Here is a 1,212-nt window from a genome sequence, read left to right on the forward strand (position 1 = left end):
AGAACGAAAAGAGCAGTTAGATAGAATTGAATCGAAGCTTGATCAGATGAAAAATTGAAGATCACAAAGCAAATGAGCCCCATGACAAGCATCCACACTCTCCCCAATCCAAAGCCCAAGCTAGGTCTATCCAGTAGACACAGACAACCCATTTAACCCGCCCGTAAAACTCTAAAAAACAACTGGACGACTCAGCCCACAGGCTGGTGTCTGGTCTCCACGATATGAGAATTCATCTTACTAATTTCTGTTACGATCCTGTGGAGCATGTAATTAGAACCAAGGGAAGAAAGGAATTTACCCGCCCAACCATCATATTCAGCGGATGCTTGTTTGCTCTAATTCTAATTTTAGCCCCCTTTTTCGAAATAGAATGGTATTTTGCATTCTTAGGACTATTGCCATTGCTCGGATTACTTAGACCACTGAGGACTAAAGTGCTTTTCTCAAAAGAAGGTGAAGTAGTCCGCTTTTTTGAAATTGGCAGAACTGTTGAGTTGAACCCAAAGAAGGAACTTCACTGCCAAAGCACTGTGAAGCACGGCGATTCCTACTTCACTAACATTTTCTATGGTGGTGCTTCAGACAGGGTTTCATTGATTGAATCCACTGATTTTATTGCCGAAGAAGATTTCAAAAAAATGTTTGGCTTCCTCTTCGAAGAGTTAAACTACACATTCATAGAAAAACCAAAGAATTAAATCATATCCAGTCGCTGGTATCAATTCCGTTACGGCTCCGCCTTCACTACATGATACAGCTCTACGATCAGGGAAAGAAATTGAAAACAGGAAATCCTCGCAGACGTATTTTTTAACCGCTTATTTACGCTAATGAACGCTTATCCAACCCGACGCTAAGAACGAAAAATGAAACCTCATCATAAGCGTAAATTAGTGAAAATAAGCGGTCTCTCCCGACAAGGTCGGGACTGGAAAAGCAGCCGTGTCCTGCGAAGCTTAGAAGCGAAGCGGGAAGCATGAGTGCAGTTGAGCGGTCTGGGCATCCGACACATTCGAGTCCTGATCCAGTCGGCACAGACAACCCATTTATCCCGCCCGTAAAACTCTAAAAATCAACAGGACGACTGAGCCCACAGGCTGGGTGTCTGGTCTCCACGTTAGCTAAATAATGAAAAAACAAATCCTAATTCTCCTATCAGCGATCGCCTTCCATTCTTCCTCTATTGCAACGACTCTGTTGCAAGACGAT

The 1,212-nt window shown here is 43.2% G+C and carries 1 protein-coding gene; it reads left to right on the forward strand.

The annotated features are described in order from the left end of the window. Nucleotides 1–224 precede the first annotated feature (224 nt). A complete protein-coding gene (locus tag QEH52_RS19745; RefSeq protein WP_308952681.1) occupies nucleotides 225–701 on the forward strand; it encodes a hypothetical protein in 477 nt (158 codons plus the stop codon). Nucleotides 702–1,212 lie beyond the last annotated feature (511 nt).

The sequence above is a fragment of the Thalassobacterium maritimum genome (assembly GCF_031127805.1).
Lineage (GTDB): Bacteria > Verrucomicrobiota > Verrucomicrobiia > Opitutales > Coraliomargaritaceae > Thalassobacterium > Thalassobacterium maritimum.

What these genes read in the sequence shown, in the direction of transcription:
- QEH52_RS19745 (WP_308952681.1), top strand. Translation starts at nt 225, where the DNA reads ATGAGAATTCATCTTACTAATTTCTGTTACGATCCTGTGGAGCATGTA.